We start from the raw sequence: 14,578 nt of genomic DNA on the forward strand, positions 1-14,578 counted from the left end.
CTCAGCGCGTGGCAGCGATGATCTCGTCGCCGGCCAGCCGGCCGCCCTCGCGTTCGCGGCTCACGTCGCCCGCGTCGAGCAGAGCGCTGAGCGCCCGGGTGGCGTCAGCGGCCCGGTAGACGGTCGCGGTGAGTGTGTGCCGACGCAGCTCGGTGACCGGCCGCGGCCCACTGCGACGCAGCTCGGCCAGCAGCTCGCGGGCCAGCGGCTCCGGGTCGGGGTCGCCGGCCACGTCGACCGGTACGCCTGCCGGGTCGGCGGGGTCGCGGTATCGCACGCCCAGGTCCGCTCCGACCGCCCAGAGCGCGTCGCGGACCGCCTCCAGGCTCCGGTCCGAGCGGCTGCCGAACGCGATGGTGCCAGCCGCGGCGTCATCCTCGAGGACCGGCGCCACCTCGGCCACCAACGGGAACCCGGCGGCCACCAGCGCGTCGCGCGCACTGGTGCGGGCGTGTAGCAGCAGCTCACCGGCCCGGCCGTTGCTCGCGGCGGCGAGCAACTCCAGGGCGACCGCGTCGGGCAGGTCCAGGAAACAGAACAGCGGGGCACCGGCCGCGCCGGCCGCCTTCACCGCGATCGGCAGCCGGTCCGCGGCACCGGGTAGGACGTGCACGGTCACCTCGGCGGGCAGCTCGGCCTCGACCGGGCCGAGCCGGGTCGGCAGATCCGCCGCGCCGTCGGCCAGCACCAGCACGGTCACCCGATGGCCGCGCGCCCGGTCGGCGTGTGCGCCGACCACCCGCAGCGCGGCCTCCGCACCGCCCGCGTCGGCACCGCCGAAGGCCAGGGCGACGGTGGCCCGTCGAGAACGTTGCAGGGCCGCGGGCAGCCAGGTCGTCAACTGGCGGACCAGCAGCTCGCGGAGGATGTCGGTGGTCCGGTCGATCGGCATCGGTCCGTTCTACCGTACGGGCGGTCAGGCTGGGACGGAGATCCCCACCCCGCCCCGGGTCTGCCCGCCGTAGCGCTGCCGCTCGGCGGCCAGGTCCAGCCGGCCGATCCGCTTGCGGGCGGCCAGCGCGGCGTCGTCGAGCCGGTCGGCCGGGACCAGCCAGACCACCTCGAACTCCAGGCCGTCCGGATCCTGTCCGTAGAGGCTCTTGGTGGTGCCGTGGTCGGAGGTGCCGACCAGCGCACCGGCGACGGTGAGACGCTCGGCGGTGGCGGCCAGCTCGTCGAGGGTGTCCACCTCCCAGGCGAGGTGGTACAGACCGACGGTGGCCCGGCCGGCCGTGGACCGCCCGGCCCCGGCGCCGATCTCGAACAGGCCGAGGTCATGGTCGTTGGTGGAGTCGGGGGCCTGGAGGAAGGTGGCACCCCGGAAACCGTCCGGAGTCATCGCCACCGGGCGGAAGCCCAGCACGTCACTGTAGAAGGCGACACTGCGGGCGAGGTCACTGACGTAGAGGACCGCGTGGTTGAGCCGGTGGATACCCATGTCCACAGACTATCCCGATTTAGTTGAGCGTTCAACCATTGCGGGTATGATGGCGGCCATGACCCGCTGGCTGGACTCCGACGAGCAGCGCACCTGGCGGGCGTTCCTGACCGCCTCCCGGGCCCTGATGGACACGCTCGACCGCGAGCTGCAACGCGACGCGGGGATGCCGCACGCCTACTACGAGATCCTGGTCCGGCTCTCCGAGGCCCCGGGGCGGCGACTACGGATGAGTGACCTGGCCGACGCGGCCGGCTCGTCGCGAAGCCGCCTCTCGCACGCTGTGGCTCGGCTGGAGGCAGCCGGCTGGGTGCGGCGCGAGGAATGCCCGACCGACCGGCGCGGGCAGATCGCGCTGCTCACCGACGCTGGTTTCGCCACCCTCGCCGCCGCTGCGCCCGGCCATGTCGAGGGGGTACGCCAACACCTGTTCGACGCGTTGAGCCCCGCACAGGTCGACCAGCTACGTCGGATCAGCGAGACACTGTCCGAGCACCTGACCGGTTCTTGACCAATCGACACCGGCGCGGGTCTTGTACTTACCGTCGTCGGATGAGCACGATGGGGCGTGTCCTCCGGTTTCGGTGAACTGACTGATCAGGCGCACCATCTGGTGTCCGCCGGCGATCTTGCTGGTGCCCAGCGGCTGCTCTCCGACGCGCTCACCGACGCCGACCCCCGTCCGGCCAACGCCACCGCGGAGCTGGCCGAGGCCGCCAGCCTCCAGGCGCGGGTCCTGGTCGCCCTCGGCGAGCCACACTCGGCCCGGGGCTGGGCCGCCTTCGCGTACGCGGCAACCACCCGACTGCACGGCCGCGCCGACCCGCGTACGGTGGCCGCCGCCGCGACCCTGGCCGCGGTGCTGCACCGGGTCGGCAGCCACGCGCGGGCCGCCCGGCTCTATCAGGAAGTCATCATCGAGCTGACCGCGCAGGACGGGCCCGAGTCGCTGCGGGTGCTCGCCGCGCACGCCGACCTGGCCACCGTCGAGTACGCCCGCGGCCAGTGCACGGTGGCCCGCGACCGACTGCAGGACGCGTGGGAGCTGCACCGCGAGGTGTACGGCGATGGCCATCCGAGCGGCATCAAGATGCTGGCCCGACTCGGCGCGATGCAACGCGACTGCGGGCTGTTCGCCGAGGCACACGACAACCTGGCGCTGGCGCGCGAACTGTGCCGGCAGCACCTGCCCGCCGACGATCCGCTGGCCGCGCAGGTGGCGGCGCTGGCCCGCGCGGCCGCCAACCCCGATCACGTCTGCGCCGACGGCCCGCCCACTCCCGGGGACACGCCGGTGGTGCCGGCAGCCCGCACCCCGTCGTACGGGGACGGGCCGGTCGAGTCCGGCTACCACCCGTCGGCACCCCCGCACGCCTACGCTGCCGCAGCGGTGCCCAACCCCCGCCAGCCGGCGGACGAACCGGACGAGCCGGACGAGCCGGACGACTCGTGGTGGCCCGCCGATCCGGCAGCGACCGAGACCCCACCGCCCGCCCACCCGGTGACACCGGCAGCGTCGGCGTACCCGGCTGCACCGGCCGACCCGTTGGCACCGGCCGACCCGGCGACGGCAGCTCACTCGCCGCACCCGACCGACACGCCGGTGCCACCGTCGGTGGTGGGTCTGGCCGGCCGGGGCCCGGAGGAGTCCGCCGGCGTGTACCGGATGCACCGACCGGCCGGGCCGCTGGTGCCGTACCAGCCGTCCCGGCTGTTGCCGGTGCCGGTGCACCGCGCACCGCCCTCGCCGCGCAACCGGCTGGTACCGGTGCTGGTGGGCGGGGTGGTCGTGGTGCTGCTCGGCGCCGCCGCGGTGATCGCCGGGGTGTCCCGCGTCGACGGCGACGACGATCCCGCCCCGCCGCCGGCCACCGGCTCCCCCACCGCCTCGCCGACGACCAGCGGGTCCGCCCCGGCCGGCGCGGCGCCCACCTCGCCCGCCGCCGTGGCCCCGCTCGGCAGCCCGCCGAGCGCGGTGAGCCTGCGCGACACCCGGGACAGCATCACGCTGCGCTGGACCTACCCCGCCGGCGGCGAGGGGCCGGTCGTGGTCGCCGGCGGCCGCGTCGGCCAGGACCGTAACGTCTTCGCCACGCTGCCCGCGGGCACCAGCAGCTACATCATCTACGCGCTGAACCGCACCAACGACTACTGCTTCACGGTGGCCGTCGTCTGGTCCACGGACACGGTGGCCAGCTCCGAGCAGGTGTGCACCCGTCGCCGCTGAGCGAGCACGTGCCGACCCGCACCGAACGTAACCCCCCGCGCCGACCACACGCTCGGTGACACAGGGTCACGGGTACCCACCCCTGAATTGCCCCGAGGCGCCCTTTGCTCTGCTTAACTCCACGCAACGCCACGCGTGAACAGGGAAGATGCGTGGCGGCCGGTTCGCCCTCTGGTCGGCCGGGGCGACGATCCGTAACTGTTGCGTCCGTTGAAGCAGAGCAAAGGGCCGGTGCCAGGTGGGCGGGGGTCGGCCGATCGTCACGGTGCGTCGGGTGCAGGCTCGAGGTCGTCGTCGGTCGGCAACGCCGGCAGCAGCAGATCGACCCGTAGGCCCCGCTGGTCGGCGGCGTCGGTCAGGGTGACGCTGCCGCCGGCCCGACGGACCAGCTCGCGCACGATCGCCAGGCCCAGGCCGGCCCCGCCGGCGTCCCGGGCCCGCGCGTCGTCCAACCTGGTGAACCGGTCGAAGACCCGGTCCCGATCCTCGACCGGGACCCCCGGGCCGTCGTCGGTCACCGTGACCAGGTGGTACGCCGCCGAGCGGGCCGCTCCCCCGGCTGCCGCCAGCACGACGCTGCTCTCCGCGTGCCGGACCGCGTTGTCGACCAGGTTGGTCAGCACCCGGCGCAGTTCGTCGGCGTTCCCGGCCGTCCACAGGGGGCCCGGAGGCAGCAGCACCCGGACCGGCGGAGACGGGTACCGCGCGGCGACCTCGGTCAGCAGCGCGGCCAGCTCCACCGGCCCGGTGCCCCGCGTCGGCGGTGTCTCGTCCATCCGGGCCAGCAGGAGCAGGTCGTCGATCAGCCGGCTCAGCCGGTCGGTGTCGGCGAGCAGATTGGCGGTCACCGCCGTCCAGTCCGTCCGGTCGGCGAGGCGCTGAGCCACCTCCAGCTCGGTCCGGATGTTGGTCAGCGGGCTGCGCAGTTCGTGCGCGGCGTCGGAGACGAACGCTCGCTGCCGGAGCCGACCCGACTCCAGCCGGTCCAGCATCCCGTTGAGCGTCACCGCCAACCGGTGGATCTCGTCAGCCGAGGCGGGCACCGGCAGTCGGCCGCCCCCTGCTCGCCCGGTGATCTCCTCGGCACCCCGGCGCAGCGCCTCCACCGGCCGGAGGGTCGCGCCCACCACCCGCCAGGCCACCCCGGCCAGCGCCGCCACCAGCAGCGGGAACGCCACCAGCAGGATGCCCCGGACCACGTGCGTGCTGTGCCGTACATCGGCCATCGAGCGGGCGACCAGCACGGTCAACGGGTCGGCCGCGGTGCCCGCGGGCACGGTGACCACCCGGACGGGACCGGTGAGCCCGACCCGCTCCGCCGGCACCTCCAGCCGCTGCCGAGCGTGGGGATCGAGCCGCTCCGGGCGGACCATCGGCACCAGCCGGTCCGCGTCGATCGAGGCCGCACGGATCCGCCCCTGCGCGTCGACCACCTGGACGCGGACCTGCCCGCCGGCCACCGGCAGCGGATCGGGCAACGCGTCCTCGGCGGCCAGCAGGGCGACCGCGTCGGCGGTCCGGAACGCCTCGGTGTCCACGGTGCGCTGGAGCACGAAACCGAGCGCGCCGAGCAGCACGACACCGCCGAGGGCCAGCCCGATGGTGACTCCGAACACACCGATCGCCATGAGCCGGCCCCGCAGCCCCAGCACCGGCAGCCAACCGAGCCCAGGCCGACGAGCGCGCGCCGGGACGGCCGACGTCATGTGGCCAGCCGGTAGCCGGCGCCCCGGACGGTCTCCAGCCGGTCCCGGCCGAGCTTGCGGCGCAGGTAGCCCACGTACACCTCGACGGCGTTCGGGGCGGTCTCCACGCTGGCGTCCCAGACGTGATCCAGCAGCTCGATCTTGGAGACCACCTGACCGGGTCGGCGCATCAGGTAGTCCAGCAGCGCGAACTCCCGCGCGGTCAGCGCCACCTCGGCGTCTGCCCGGGTGACCCGCCGTCGGGCCGGGTCCAACCGCAGGTCACCGACCGCGAGCACCGCCGGACGTTCCGGTGCGCCTCGACGCAGCAGTGCCCGCAGCCGAGCCAGCAGCACCACGTACGAGAAGGGTTTGGTGAGGTAGTCGTCGGCGCCGCAGTCCAGGCCGTCGGCCTGGTCGTACTCGCCGTCCTTGGCGGAGAGCATCAGCACCGGCAGCCAGTGCTGCTCGGCGCGCAGCCGCCGGACCAGCTCGTAGCCGGAGAGGCCGGGCAGCATCACGTCGAGGATCATGGCGTCGTACCCGCCGTGTCGGGCGGCGTCCAACCCTGCTGGGCCGGTCGCCGCCACGTCCACGGCGAACCCCTCCGCCTGCAACCCGCGCCGCAACGCGTCCGCCAACCGGGTCTCGTCCTCCACCACCAGCAATCGCACGATCCAAGGGTGCCACCGGGGTCAATCCCGGAGGATCGGCGTCCTCAGCACGTTCACAGCGCCGACCCGGCAGGATGGTCCCAGGAGGTACCCACCATGCCCGTCCTGAGAAGCCGTCCCGTTCTGCGCTGGCTCGTCCCGGCGACCGCCGCCGTCGCCGTCATCGGTGGCGGTGCCGCGATCGGCACGTTCGCCGCCGAGGCCGAACCGAGCCTGCCGCCGCGCACCGCCGCCCAACTGCTTGTCGATCTACAGACCTCCCGGTTGGAAGGGCTGTCCGGCACCGTCGTGCAGCGCGCCGACCTCGGCCTGCCGCCGGTGCTCGGGCTGGTCGGCGGCAACGACCTGACCACCCTGCTGACCGGTACGCACACCCTGCGGGTCTGGTACTCCGGACCGGACCGGCAGCGCCTCGCCCTCGTGGACACCCTCGGCGAGCGGGACGTCATCCGCAACGGCCGGGACCTGTGGACCTGGCAGAGCCGCGCCAACACCGCCCGTCACACCACGCTGGGCGACGTCGCGAACGGCCCGTCGCCGGAGGCGACGCCGAGCCTGCCGGCCACTCCCCGCGAGGCCGCCGACCTGGCGTTGGCCGCGATCGACCCGAGCACCGAGGTCAGCGTCGGCCGGTCCGCGACCGTGGCCGGCCGGGACGCGTACGAGCTGGTGCTCCAGCCGCGCGACAGCGCCTCGCTGGTCCACCAGCTGCGGATCGCCATCGACGCCAAGCAGCACGTGCCGCTGCGCTTCGAGGTGCTCGCCACCGGCAGCGACCGGCCGGCGTTCGAGATGGCCTTCACGCAGGTCGACTACCGGCGCCCCGACGCCGACCAGTTCACGTTCAACCCACCGCCCGGGGTGACCGTGACCGAGGAGACCGCCGAGCGGCCTGCCGCGGGTAAGCCCGGGCACACCGAGAAGTCCGGCGACCAGCAGGTGCGCGCCGTGGGCACCGGCTGGACCACCGTGCTCGTCGCCCGCGTCGATGGCGCCGACGGCAACAAGCCGGCCGGTGACAAGCCGGCCGGTGACAAGCCGGCCGGTGACAAGCCGGCGGGTGCCGGGCCGGATGCGGACCTGTCGAAGCTGCTCGGAGGGCTGCCGGCGGTCAGCGGCGACTGGGGCAGCGGGCGGTTGCTCACCGGCAAGCTGTTCAGCGTGCTCCTCACCGACGATGGCCGCGTGCTCGCCGGAGCGGTCACTCCGGAGCGGCTCTACGAGGCCGCCCGCGGCTGAAAGCGAGGTGCCGCACGCGGCGCACCGCAGTCCACCACCGCACCGCACCGCCTCCCAAGATCCGCACAACTTCCCGGAATCTGCTGCCTCCCACCTGCGGCAAGCAGCGCTATCCCCGAAGTTGTGCGGATCTTGGCCGTCGCCGACGCCAGTCGCGCCTGGTCAGTGTGTGGCGGTCGCCTCGAAAGCGGTAAGGAACGCGTCGGCCAGCACCGCATGACCGGGCAGATGAGGGTGGACCCGGTCGTCTGCCCAGCGCTTCGCCGGGCTGACCGCCAACACCCGGTCGAAGGCCGCCTGCGTCGGCACGTGCACCGCGTCGTACTCGGCGGCCAGCGCCGCCACCACGGCGGCGTAGCGGTCGGCGTCGGCCCGCTGCGGGAAGGTGCGGTCCGGCTCGATCAGGAACGGATCACCGAGGATCAGCCGGCAGCCGGTGGCGTCCACCGCCTGGCGGAGCAGGTCACGCAGGGTGCGCTCGTACTCGTCGATCGGGACGGCCTCGTCCGGTCGGTCGCCGTAGCGCCGCCAGATGTCGTTGATGCCGATCAGCACCGAGAGCCAGTCGGGGCGTTCGGCGATCGCGTCGGCGGCCCAGCGAGCCGCCAGGTCCCGGACGGTGTCACCGCTCACACCCCGGTTGACCCACTCCAGGTCCAGCTCCGGATGGCGGGCACTGACCAGGGAACGGACCAGGCTGACGTAGCCGGCGCCGTAGGGCGCGGCGGTGTCCCGCCGGCCGCAGTCGGTGATGCTGTCGCCGATGAAGACCACCCGCTGCCCGGTACGCAGGATCATCTGCCGCCACCTCGCGATCACCGGGCGCGTCGCAACGGGCCGGCTTGGTAGGGGCCGGCCGGACGCGCTATCTTCAACAATTCGAGGGCACAAAAAAGAACGGCTAAAAGCCGTTCCTGCAAGGGATTCTAATCTTAAGGGAGACGGCTTGTCAAGGCACTCCGGCGGTTCCGGCGAATTGCCGCTCGATGACGAGATCGGTCGCGAGCAGGAGTACGTCTCGATGCTCTATGCCCGGCTGGACGGGCTGCGCGAGCAGGCCGCCAACCGGCTCGCCGACGAGCTGCGCGGCACCGGCGGAACTCTCCAGGACCGCTCGCAGCGCGACAGCTCGGTACAGATGTACGCCGAGCAGGTCGAGCAGTTCTCCGCCGTGGAGAACGGTCTCTGCTTCGGCCGGCTCGACGGGGACGACGACGCCCGTCACTACATCGGCCGGATCGGTATCTTCGACACCACCGGCGACTACGACCCGCTGCTGATGGACTGGCGGGCGCCCGCCGCGCGCCCGTTCTACCTCGCCACGGCCGCAAACCCGCAGGGCGTACGCCGCCGGCGGCACCTGCGTACCCGGCAGCGCAAGGTGACCGGCCTCAACGACGAGGTGCTCGACATCGACTCCGCCGCGCCCGGCGCGCACGAGGAGTTGACCGGCGAGGCATCCCTGCTGGCCGCACTCAACGCGGGCCGGACCGGCCGGATGCGGGACATCGTCGAGACCATCCAGGTGGAACAGGATCAGATCATCCGGGCCGACCTGCCCGGCGTCATGGTGGTGCAGGGCGGTCCCGGCACCGGCAAGACAGCCGTCGCGCTGCACCGGGCGGCATACCTGCTCTACACCCACCGCCGAGAGCTCTCCAGCCGAGGCGTGCTGCTGGTCGGCCCGAACGCGACGTTCCTGCGCTACATCTCCCAGGTGTTGCCCACACTGGCCGAGACCGGCGTCCTGCTGCGTACCCAGGGCGATCTTTTTCCGGGCGTGAGTGCCCGACGGACGGAGCCCGCCGAGGTCGCCGCCCTCAAGGGACGGGCGGTGCTGGCCGAGGTGTTGGCGCTGGCGGTACGGGACCGGCAGTGGGTGCCGGACGCCCCGCTGGAGATCGAGGTGGAGCGGGAGGCGCTGAGCCTCGACCCGGAGACCGTGCGGACAGCCCGGGACCGGGTGCGCCGCACCGACCGGCCGCACAACCTGGCCCGGGCGCTGTTCGACGTGGAGATCGTGCACGCGCTCGCCGACCAGGTGGCCGAGCGGATCGGCGCGGACCCGCTGGGCGGCGACAACCTGCTCGACGAGGCCGACCGGGCCGAGATCCGCCGCGAGCTGCGCGACGAGCAGGGGGTACGGGCCGCCCTCGATCAGCTCTGGCCGGTGCTCAGCCCGCAGCGGCTGCTGGCCGACCTGTACGCCGACCCAGACCGGATCGCCACCGCCGCACCGATGCTCACCGACGAGGAGCGGGCCCTGCTGCACCGCGAGCCGGGCGGCTGGACGCCGGCCGACGTTCCGCTGCTGGACGAGGCCGCCGAACTGCTCGGTGAGGACGAGCGCGCCGCCGCCGCCCGCCGGGAGCGGATCCGCTCGCTGGAGCGGGAGTACGCCGAGGGCGTGTTGGAGATCGCCCGGGGCTCCCGCTCGATCGACGTCGAGGACGAGGCCGACGGCGGTGAGATCCTCGGGGTGACCGACCTGATCGACGCGGACCGGCTGCTGGAACGGCAGGAGGAGGCGGACCGGCTGACCACCGCGCAGCGCGCCGCCGCCGACCGGACCTGGGCGTTCGGCCACGTCATCGTGGACGAGGCGCAGGAGTTGTCGCCGATGGCCTGGCGGCTGCTCATGCGGCGCTGCCCGAGCCGGTCGATGACCATCGTCGGGGACGTGGCGCAGACCGGTGCGCTCACCGGCACGCCGTCCTGGGCGGATGCCCTCGCCCCGTACGTGGCGCAGCGGTGGCGGTTGACCGAGTTGACCGTGAGCTACCGCACCCCCGCCGAGATCATGGCGGTCGCCGCCGACGTACTCGCCGAGATCGACCCGACGCTGCAGCCACCGCGCTCGGTGCGGGAGAGCGGCGTACCCCCGTGGGACCGGACGGTGCCCGACGAGGAGCTGGCGGCGGAGCTGGTGGCGGCGGCCACCCGGGAGGCCGCCGGGTTGACCGAGGGCCGGCTCGGCGTGATCGTGCCGGCCGGCCGGGTGGATGCTTTGGGCGCGACGCTGACCGCCGCGCTGCCGGAGGCCGCCGTCGGGGAGCATCCCGAGTTGGAGAGTCGCGTGGTGGTGCTGACCGTCGCCCAGGCCAAGGGTCTGGAGTTCGACTCGGTGCTGGTGGTCGACCCGGAGCGGATGGTGGCCGAGTCGCCGCGCGGGCGCAGCGACCTCTACGTGGCTCTCACCCGCGCCACCCAACGCCTGGGCATCCTGCGTCCGGTCGGCTGACCCCGCGGCCGCACCTGACCCAGTGGTCGATCATGAGGTTGACGTGGTCTGCGAACTCCGGCAGCCACGCCAACCTCATGATCACGCCGGGTCAGGGCGTCAGCGTCAGTCGTTGATGGACTTTCCTGGGCCGGTGGCCGAGGTGGACTGGTCACTGGTGCCACCGCTCATCGGGGTGCTCAGACCGCCGGTGGTGGCGTCGCCGGTCGTCGTCGGGGCCACCTTGCCCCGATGCCGCTCTGGCTGCCGAGCCACCCGGCGCACACTGGCCGGCCCGGCGGTGCCGCCGGTGGTGGTGACCGCACCCTGGCCTCGGGTGGGACCGCCGTCCCGCAGCACCTGCGGGTCGATCGGTACCTTCGCCGGGTCGTCCGGGTCGTCCTGCTGGATCATCCGCTCCACATCGGTGCGGGGCAGCGTCACCTCGTCGAGGGCGCCCTTGCCGTACACGCCGCCGGCGATCCGGTCCTCGGCCTGGCGAGCGGCTTCCTGCCGCATGTCGTCCTCACGCACGTCCATCACCTCGCAGAAGCTGTGGAACCGACTGCGTGCCCGGCCACCGGCCAGCCAAACCGGCCCAGTCGGAGATTCCGTCATAAGTGCATGAAAAGGACGTGCTGCCCTCGATGGTCCGGCTGAATTTTCCGGCCGGTGGTTGGTGTTACCTGCTCCCTGGCCTCGGGTAGTCGGGGGGTGTCCCCGCCGTGAACGCGAACCGTGCCGTGGCCGAAACGCGGTAGCGGGGCGAGGGAATGCAGGTACGCCTCATCAAATCCTGAGGAGGACCAGATGAGCACGCAGGCTGCTTCCACCAGGCCGATGAACCGGCCGATGTCGGACGCGCAGAACCCCGCGTCGATGCGCAACACGCAGCAGATGCCGGTCATGCACGACGGGCAACGGAACGACATGCAGGCACCCGGTACGGAGACCAAGCAGGCATTCCTGACCACCGAGTTCTGGATCTACCTCATCGCGGTGGCCGCCGTACTGGGCGCTTCGCAGGTAGTCGGAAAGAACTCCGCTGGGGTGGACATCTTCCGGGCCGACAACGCCTGGTTCCTGATCACCCTGCTGACCCTGGGCTACCTCGGTAGCCGTGGTCTGGCCAAGGCCGGCAGCAACTGGCGCAGCAGCCAGGAGCGCAAGGCCCGCCACTAAGCGGGTACGCACGGCACAGCGCACGATGGCCTCCGGGAGAATCTCCCGGAGGCCATCGTGGCATGTGGACGACTACTCGTCGCCGCCGAAATCCCCACCGAAGTCACCCTCGAAGGCGTCCTCGATCATCTCGCCCGCGATCATGCCGCCAGCGACACCGAGGGCCGCACCGGCCACCATGCCGCCCATTCCGTGCCCACGGCTGTGGCCATGCCCGTGGCTCGACCCGTAGCCGTGCGAGCGCAGGCTGCCGTAGCGGGACGTGGTCTCGCGCAGCCAACCGTCGACCACCTGCGCCCAGTCCACGCGGTCGGCGTCGGCGTGCGACACCTGGTAGCGGCCGAACGCGTCCTGCCCGGCGCTGAGGAAACCGCCCCGCTTGTCGCACTCCAGGATCACGTCGACCCCACGCTGGCTGGTCACGAAGGTCAGCTCGACCTCCCGGACGGTGCCCGCGTACTGCGGCGCGGCGAAGAACTCGATCTCCTGGTAGAACGGCAGCGTCTGCTGGACACCGCGGATGTGGCCACGCTCCAGGTCGGCGTGCTTGAACCCGAAGCCGAGGCGCTGGAACGCCTCCAGGATCCGCTCGTGCACGGGCAGCGGGTGCACCGCCACCTGGTCCAGGTCGCTCTTGTCCACCGCGCGGGCCACCGCCAGCTCGGTGCGCAGGCCCATCGTCATGCCGTGCAGGCGCTGGCCGTACACGTCGGTGATGGGCGTTTCCCACGGCACCGGCAGCTGGAACGGAATCGAGAGCTGCTGCTTCGGAGCCAGCTCGAACCCGCCGCGGACCGACATCCGGTGGAACTCCATGGTGCCCGCGTACTCGGCGTCGTGTCCCTCGACCTCGACCCGGGTGACCAGACCGACCACGACCTGCTCGATGGCCGCCGGGCTGTCGCCGCCGACGAGGTTGACCTGCCCGTCAAGGGTGAGGCCGGGCCGCGTGTTGGGGTTGGTCAGGACAGTGTCCACGCTGGGACCGCCCACACCGAACGCGCTCAACATCTTCTTGAAGACCATCGGAACTCCTGTGCGACATCCGACCGTTCCAGGTTGGAGTCGGCCGTTGACTCTCGGGGCACCCTATGCGTTAGGGCTGTGAGGTGCCTGTGAGGTCGGCGGTGCGTCGCGTCAGCTCGCGGGCCACGTCGTCGACGACGAGCTGGGCCGCCACGTCTGCGTCGCCTCCCGCCCGTGTGAGGAGCCCGTCCACCCACCACCGGCCAGGTTCACTCTCCGGCTGCACGGTCACCTCGAGGTACAGGCCGAGCTCGAAACGCTCGCACAGCACGGCGACATCGAGATCGGGTCGGAGCAGGTGGACGAGTTCCAGGAGTCGCATGGCCCAGTCGTCGCGGTGAGCCCGTCGCACCGGATCACACTCGCGCAGCGCCTCGGCCAGACCACGCCCGTCGGGCTCGAACTCGTTGAGCAACGGCAGCAGCGACGGGTCGGCGAGGTACGCGGCCGCCTCGAAGGTGAACGCGTGGACCTGGTCCTCGGCGAGCAGCCCGCGTACCAATGCAGGGGCACGCCGGTCCCGGCGCCGCGCCAACCCTCGGACGCCTTCCTCGCGTACCTCCGGGTCGGGGTCCTTGGTGCGGTCCCACAGCGCCTGCCAAGCGCGACCCAATTCGTGATCGACTCCGTTTCGGGGATGTGGGGGTGTCCTGGTCGAGTGGATACCCCGGTTTCGCCGAAACGGAGTCGATCACAGTGCCCGAGTGCGGCGGAGCTAGCCGGCCACCTCGGCGCGGAGTCGCTCGACCACCTGGTCGGGGGTCGGCATGGCAGCGACCTCCGCGCTGATCCGACGCGCCTCGGCGGTGAACGTCGGCTCGTCGAGCAGCCGGCGCAGGGCCGCCGCGATCGCTGCCGGGTCGGCCTGCCCGGGCATCAGCGCGAGGCCCGCACCGGACGCGGCGACCCGATCCGCCTGGAAGAACTGGTCAGCGCCCTGCGGCACGACCACCATCGGAATGCCACGAGCCAGCGTGCCGAGGGTCGTGCCGGCGCCGCCGTGGGTGATGACCGCGTCGACGTTCTCCAAGAGCTGCGCCAGCGGCACGAAGGGGCTGAACTCCACCCGGTCCGAGTCGAGCTGGTAGTCCTCCGGCTTGCCGTCCAGACCGAGCGTGGCGACCACGTCGACGTCGAGGGCGGTGAGGGCACCCAGCAGCGGGCCGACCACGGCGGGGTCGGCGAAGACCGTACCGAAGCTCACCAGCACCCGGGGCCGCCCGCCGGCCTGCGGGGTGCCGACGCCCGCCAGGGCGTCGGCTGCCTGGTGGGGTTCCGGTCGCAGCGCGATGCGCTCCATGCCCGACGGTACGGCGAAGTCCGGGAACTGGAGGCCGGGCGGGCAGGTGTCCAGCAGCCACCGGCCGGACGGCGTGCCGGCCGGTGCGGGTAGCCCGCGCTCCTCGTACCGTGGGCGAGCCGTCGCCGTCAGCGCGTCGGTGAACTCAGCCGGCACGGACGGCCCGAAGGCGACGGTGGCCAGCGGCACGTCGAGGCTGGTCGCGACCAGTGGCCCCACGAAGTCGACCATCTCGTTGATGATCAGATCCGGCTGCCACCGCTTCGCCTGAGCGATCGCCTCGTCGGCGGTGAGGTCGATCCGCACGCCGGCGAAGAACTCGGCCACCGCCTCCGGGGTGGGCTCGGTCGCCGGGTTGATGCCCAGCTTGCGGCCCACCTCGGCGAAGAGCGCGTCCGGCATGGGACCGGCCGCCAGCAGTTCGAAGCCCTCGGGCGAGATCAGCGGGGTCATGCCCACGGCGGTGACGACGGCCACGTCGTGGCCCTGCCGCCGAAACGCGCGGGCGAGCGGAAGCAGGGGGAGGAAGTGCCCGAACGCGGGCGTCGTTGAGAAGAGGACTCGCATACTCATCAGAATACTCTTCT

Annotated in this window: 14 protein-coding genes; 5 read left to right on the forward strand and 9 right to left on the reverse strand. The window is 72.5% G+C overall.

Annotated elements, in window-relative coordinates; genetic code table 11:
• Position 1 precedes the first annotated feature (1 nt).
• Together V6V47_RS03255 and V6V47_RS03260 are read right to left on the reverse strand one after the other, a co-directional pair.
• Positions 2-892, reverse strand: a complete 891-nt coding sequence (locus V6V47_RS03255) for a hypothetical protein (RefSeq protein WP_334626440.1) — start codon at positions 890-892, stop codon at positions 2-4.
• Between the two features lie 24 nt (positions 893-916).
• A complete protein-coding gene (locus V6V47_RS03260) occupies positions 917-1,438 on the reverse strand; it encodes a VOC family protein (protein ID WP_334626441.1) in 522 nt (173 codons plus the stop codon).
• A gap of 49 nt (positions 1,439-1,487) precedes the next feature.
• Here V6V47_RS03260 and V6V47_RS03265 point away from each other — a divergent pair, with 49 nt between their 5' ends.
• Both V6V47_RS03265 and V6V47_RS03270 read left to right on the forward strand, forming a co-directional pair.
• On the forward strand, positions 1,488-1,949 hold the full coding sequence (locus tag V6V47_RS03265; RefSeq protein ID WP_334626509.1) for a MarR family winged helix-turn-helix transcriptional regulator: 462 nt from the start codon (positions 1,488-1,490) through the stop codon (positions 1,947-1,949).
• A 57-nt stretch (positions 1,950-2,006) separates the two neighbouring features.
• Positions 2,007-3,665 carry a tetratricopeptide repeat protein gene (locus V6V47_RS03270; RefSeq protein WP_334626442.1) on the forward strand — a complete coding sequence of 553 codons (1,659 nt, stop codon included), beginning with the start codon at positions 2,007-2,009 and terminating at the stop codon, positions 3,663-3,665.
• 260 nt (positions 3,666-3,925) lie between these two features.
• On the opposite strand, the gene V6V47_RS03275 is transcribed toward V6V47_RS03270, so the two are convergent.
• The gene (locus V6V47_RS03275) at positions 3,926-5,293 is read right to left on the reverse strand and encodes a sensor histidine kinase (RefSeq protein ID WP_334626510.1); all 1,368 of its coding nucleotides are present in this window, start codon (positions 5,291-5,293) and stop codon (positions 3,926-3,928) included.
• A gap of 74 nt (positions 5,294-5,367) precedes the next feature.
• Positions 5,368-6,024, reverse strand: a complete 657-nt coding sequence (locus V6V47_RS03280) for a response regulator transcription factor (protein WP_334626443.1) — start codon at positions 6,022-6,024, stop codon at positions 5,368-5,370.
• A gap of 96 nt (positions 6,025-6,120) precedes the next feature.
• On the opposite strand from V6V47_RS03280, the gene V6V47_RS03285 reads away from it, so the two are divergent.
• On the forward strand, positions 6,121-7,263 hold the full coding sequence (locus V6V47_RS03285; protein WP_334626444.1) for a LolA family protein: 1,143 nt from the start codon (positions 6,121-6,123) through the stop codon (positions 7,261-7,263).
• Between the two features lie 162 nt (positions 7,264-7,425).
• Here V6V47_RS03285 and V6V47_RS03290 read toward each other — a convergent pair whose 3' ends face one another.
• Entirely contained in the window at positions 7,426-8,061 is a 636-nt protein-coding gene (locus tag V6V47_RS03290) for an SGNH/GDSL hydrolase family protein (protein WP_334626445.1), read from the reverse strand.
• 148 nt (positions 8,062-8,209) lie between these two features.
• Here V6V47_RS03290 and V6V47_RS03295 point away from each other — a divergent pair, with 148 nt between their 5' ends.
• On the forward strand, positions 8,210-10,504 hold the full coding sequence (locus V6V47_RS03295) for a HelD family protein (protein ID WP_334626446.1): 2,295 nt from the start codon (positions 8,210-8,212) through the stop codon (positions 10,502-10,504).
• A gap of 105 nt (positions 10,505-10,609) precedes the next feature.
• Here V6V47_RS03295 and V6V47_RS03300 read toward each other — a convergent pair whose 3' ends face one another.
• Complete coding sequence (locus V6V47_RS03300; RefSeq protein ID WP_334626447.1) at positions 10,610-11,017, reverse strand: hypothetical protein; 408 nt, start codon at positions 11,015-11,017, stop codon at positions 10,610-10,612.
• Between the two features lie 276 nt (positions 11,018-11,293).
• Here V6V47_RS03300 and V6V47_RS03305 point away from each other — a divergent pair, with 276 nt between their 5' ends.
• Positions 11,294-11,665 (forward strand): hypothetical protein, encoded by a 372-nt coding sequence (locus tag V6V47_RS03305; RefSeq protein WP_334626448.1) that lies wholly within the window; start codon positions 11,294-11,296, stop codon positions 11,663-11,665.
• A 72-nt stretch (positions 11,666-11,737) separates the two neighbouring features.
• Here V6V47_RS03305 and V6V47_RS03310 read toward each other — a convergent pair whose 3' ends face one another.
• From V6V47_RS03310 to V6V47_RS03320, 3 genes are all read right to left on the reverse strand, one after another.
• On the reverse strand, positions 11,738-12,691 hold the full coding sequence (locus V6V47_RS03310) for a sporulation protein (protein ID WP_334626449.1): 954 nt from the start codon (positions 12,689-12,691) through the stop codon (positions 11,738-11,740).
• Between the two features lie 70 nt (positions 12,692-12,761).
• A complete protein-coding gene (locus tag V6V47_RS03315; protein ID WP_334626450.1) occupies positions 12,762-13,304 on the reverse strand; it encodes a hypothetical protein in 543 nt (180 codons plus the stop codon).
• 102 nt (positions 13,305-13,406) lie between these two features.
• Positions 13,407-14,564, reverse strand: coding sequence for a glycosyltransferase (locus tag V6V47_RS03320; RefSeq protein WP_334626451.1), 1,158 nt, complete (start codon positions 14,562-14,564; stop codon positions 13,407-13,409).
• Positions 14,565-14,578: the final 14 nt, after the last annotated feature.

The organism is Micromonospora sp. CPCC 205539, assembly GCF_036906815.1.
GTDB lineage: Bacteria > Actinomycetota > Actinomycetes > Mycobacteriales > Micromonosporaceae > Micromonospora.

What these genes read in the sequence shown, in the direction of transcription:
- V6V47_RS03265 (WP_334626509.1), top strand. Translation starts at nt 1,488, where the DNA reads ATGGCGGCCATGACCCGCTGGCTGGACTCCGACGAGCAGCGCACCTGG.
- V6V47_RS03310 (WP_334626449.1), bottom strand. Translation starts at nt 12,691, where the DNA reads ATGGTCTTCAAGAAGATGTTGAGCGCGTTCGGTGTGGGCGGTCCCAGC.
- V6V47_RS03260 (WP_334626441.1), bottom strand. Translation starts at nt 1,438, where the DNA reads ATGGGTATCCACCGGCTCAACCACGCGGTCCTCTACGTCAGTGACCTC.
- V6V47_RS03255 (WP_334626440.1), bottom strand. Translation starts at nt 892, where the DNA reads ATGCCGATCGACCGGACCACCGACATCCTCCGCGAGCTGCTGGTCCGC.
- V6V47_RS03275 (WP_334626510.1), bottom strand. Translation starts at nt 5,293, where the DNA reads ATGGCGATCGGTGTGTTCGGAGTCACCATCGGGCTGGCCCTCGGCGGT.
- V6V47_RS03290 (WP_334626445.1), bottom strand. Translation starts at nt 8,061, where the DNA reads ATGATCCTGCGTACCGGGCAGCGGGTGGTCTTCATCGGCGACAGCATC.
- V6V47_RS03305 (WP_334626448.1), top strand. Translation starts at nt 11,294, where the DNA reads ATGAGCACGCAGGCTGCTTCCACCAGGCCGATGAACCGGCCGATGTCG.
- V6V47_RS03320 (WP_334626451.1), bottom strand. Translation starts at nt 14,564, where the DNA reads ATGAGTATGCGAGTCCTCTTCTCAACGACGCCCGCGTTCGGGCACTTC.
- V6V47_RS03285 (WP_334626444.1), top strand. Translation starts at nt 6,121, where the DNA reads ATGCCCGTCCTGAGAAGCCGTCCCGTTCTGCGCTGGCTCGTCCCGGCG.